Here is a 2,644-nt window from a genome sequence, read left to right as displayed (position 1 = left end):
CGCAGTGCCGGGTCGCCGACCGGCGCCGCACCTTCTGGAAGCTGTTCGGATGGCAACTCGCTGTTGCTGCGCAGCCGCCGGTGTGACACGAAGGTACGGAACAGGACCGTGTGAGCGTACGCGACGGGGTTGTCGGCGTTCTGTACCCGCCGCCACGACGCATAGAGCTTGCCCAGCGTCGTCTGTACGAGGTCCTCGGCCAGGTGCCAGTCGCCCGCCAGCAGGTAGGCGCTGCGGAACAACTGTGTGCTGCGGCCGGAGGCGAACTCCACGAAATCTGGCGGTTCCGGGCTCACTCGGCGTGCTCCTCGTGTCTTGGTGGCTGCCAACCCTTCTCATCCGGTACGACGCCACCAGACTCCCCGCATGTCACACCCCTATGAGAACACGTTCGCTTCCGGGAGCTTCACCTCGACGACCAGCCCACCGTGGCTGATCGTGGACTCCGCGCCGGAGAGGCGGTACAGGTCTCTGAGGTGGATGCCGAGTCCGGCGAAGCTCACACGATCATTTCCCGTCGCGGAGGAGATCGTCGATGGCAGACTGAACAATTCCTTCCACATGCGCGATGAATCGCCCGGATCGATAGACATAGGGAAAAGAGTCGTCGGGCTCGTAGCCACCTTGCCGCACCTGCTCGGCGGTCACGATGTAGCCGATCATGCCGTTGCTGTACGGAATCGGCAGCACCCGCCCACTGGAACGCACCTTGACATAATCGCCGTACGCCACAGTCAACTCAGCGTCGAAGCCCAGCAGCGCCAGCTCGTCGGTGAGCTCCAGCAGCGTCAACCGGAGTGGAGCCTTGTCGACCAGGAGCTCCGGGTGCGCCAGCAGGTGCCGGCTCCAGTCGCCCCAGATGTCGTTCGAGTCGCGTAGGCTGGCGAGCTGAGTCAGTGACGGCGGATGCAGCGGAAGGTTCGTGACGGACGATCGGCTCCGTACAGCCAGGTCGCCGGCAGGGACGAGCCGTGTCAGTGCCGAGGACGCCGCGTCGGCCAGCACGCCGCCCAACTCGTCCAGCTCCGCCTGCCCACCCCGCCGGAACTGCCCGTCGCGGAGCAGCGCGGGATCGATGTCACCGCAACATCCCTGCAGGAACGCGACCACGACGCCGTCGCCGAACTGCGTCTCCAGCCGGGCGCGCAGGACGCCTGGGAAGTCCGGGCCGGCCTCCTGGTCCGCGGTGACGACGGGATGGCAGGCGTAGTGCACGAACACCGCCCTTGGGTGACCGGAAACCGTGTCCAGCCGGACGACCGTGACCTCGGGATCCGAAGGCCCGTCCGGGTCCGCGCCACCGAACGTACCGTCCGGATTGGCGCGCCTACGGTTCATGCCCAGCCCGCACTCGCCCCGCCCACGAGAGACCGTGATCGGCTCCATGCCGTCCACAGCGGAGGCGAGAGCGTCCAGCACCATGTCCTGCACGAAGCCGAGATAGTCAGGATCGCCCGCGCCGACCAGCGGCGAGAACGTCAACCCCGGCTGCGGCGCGCTGTGTGTATGAGAAGCGTGCAACACGATGGCGTCCCGTGGCAACCCATACGCAACAGCGATCCTGCTTTGCAACGACTCCACCAGGTCCGGACCCCACCACAGCAGGTCCGCGCATACGAGCACCGCCCTCAACGAGCCGTCCCCGAACGCGAAGACCTGCGCCGACAACGGCGACCGCACATCCTCGAAAGACCCTTGCCTGCCGGCGAACCCCGCCAGCTCGACCGGCCACCGCGGAGTGATGTCGGCGACCGCCGTTCCCAGAGACGTCATATCCACCTCAGATTCCCGCGAGCTCGAGCGCGTCCGAATAGTGGCAACGCGCCGCATGCCCATCCGGCTCCGCCCGAAGGGGCGGCGCCTCACTGTCACATCCCGAACCAACATAGGGACAACGCGGGTGGAGAACAATGGCGATCTCCTCCACCAGCGCGTGCAGGCGGGCGCGTGCCCGACCTTGCCATCACCAACCCGGCGGGAGGCTCTCGGTGAACGAGTTCAAAGAAGCGATGCGGATGCTGGCCGACCGCGCTCCGACAACCGTTGACCCGCTTGTCGAGTCGGCCATCTCCCGCGGCACGCGGCGTCGCCGTCTAGCCCGGCTCGCTGCCCCAGCTGCCGTACTGGCGGCGGTGGCCGTCGTAGTGACGATCGTTCTTGTCACCGTGACGCTACGGTCAAACCAAGCCCAAACCGTCTCCGGCCATCAACGCCCGCTCCTCGTCCAAGTCTCCGGCGACGCCCGCAGCCCTTGCCTACCGACGGAAAGGTCGGGCCGGTGGAGCTTGCCTACCGTACGGCCTGTTCCGAGGAACCCGATCCGGCCGAGCCGTGCGCGATGTGGCGGATCCGTGATGCCGCCGGCACGCAATGGCGGATTACAGACGTCGCCACCAGAAACAGCAAGTATTGCAAAGGTCCTTCTCTTGCCTGGCACGAAGCTGACCTACCCGCGTGCTGGGGGTACGATCGTCGTGCGGAATCTGGTCGATGGGACGGTCCACCCCGTCGACCGCGACCTCCAACCTGACAGTGCGGAACCGGTCTGCGGGAGCTGCCATATTCGTCGAACTGGACCAGGACCACGAGAATCCGCCTGTGAGAACGTTATGGCTGACATCCGGCGACACCGTGCGGTGTATCG

Annotated in this window: 3 protein-coding genes; all 3 read right to left on the bottom strand. The window is 66.3% G+C overall.

The window, feature by feature from the left end; genetic code table 11:
• The coding region (locus ACYVF6_RS19140) for a sigma factor (RefSeq protein ID WP_460515174.1) at positions 1 to 296 on the bottom strand (296 nt) is incomplete at its 3' end.
• An 81-nt stretch (positions 297 to 377) separates the two neighbouring features.
• A complete protein-coding gene (locus tag ACYVF6_RS19135) occupies positions 378 to 503 on the bottom strand; it encodes a hypothetical protein (protein WP_460523125.1) in 126 nt (41 codons plus the stop codon).
• Positions 504 to 507: 4 nt separating this feature from the next.
• Positions 508 to 1,773, bottom strand: a complete 1,266-nt coding sequence (locus tag ACYVF6_RS19130; protein WP_460523123.1) for a hypothetical protein — start codon at positions 1,771 to 1,773, stop codon at positions 508 to 510.
• Positions 1,774 to 2,644: the final 871 nt, after the last annotated feature.

This window comes from Flindersiella endophytica (genome assembly GCF_054779015.1).
Note: the sequence above shows the minus strand (reverse complement) of the source record. Positions and strands in the feature narration are given on the sequence as shown.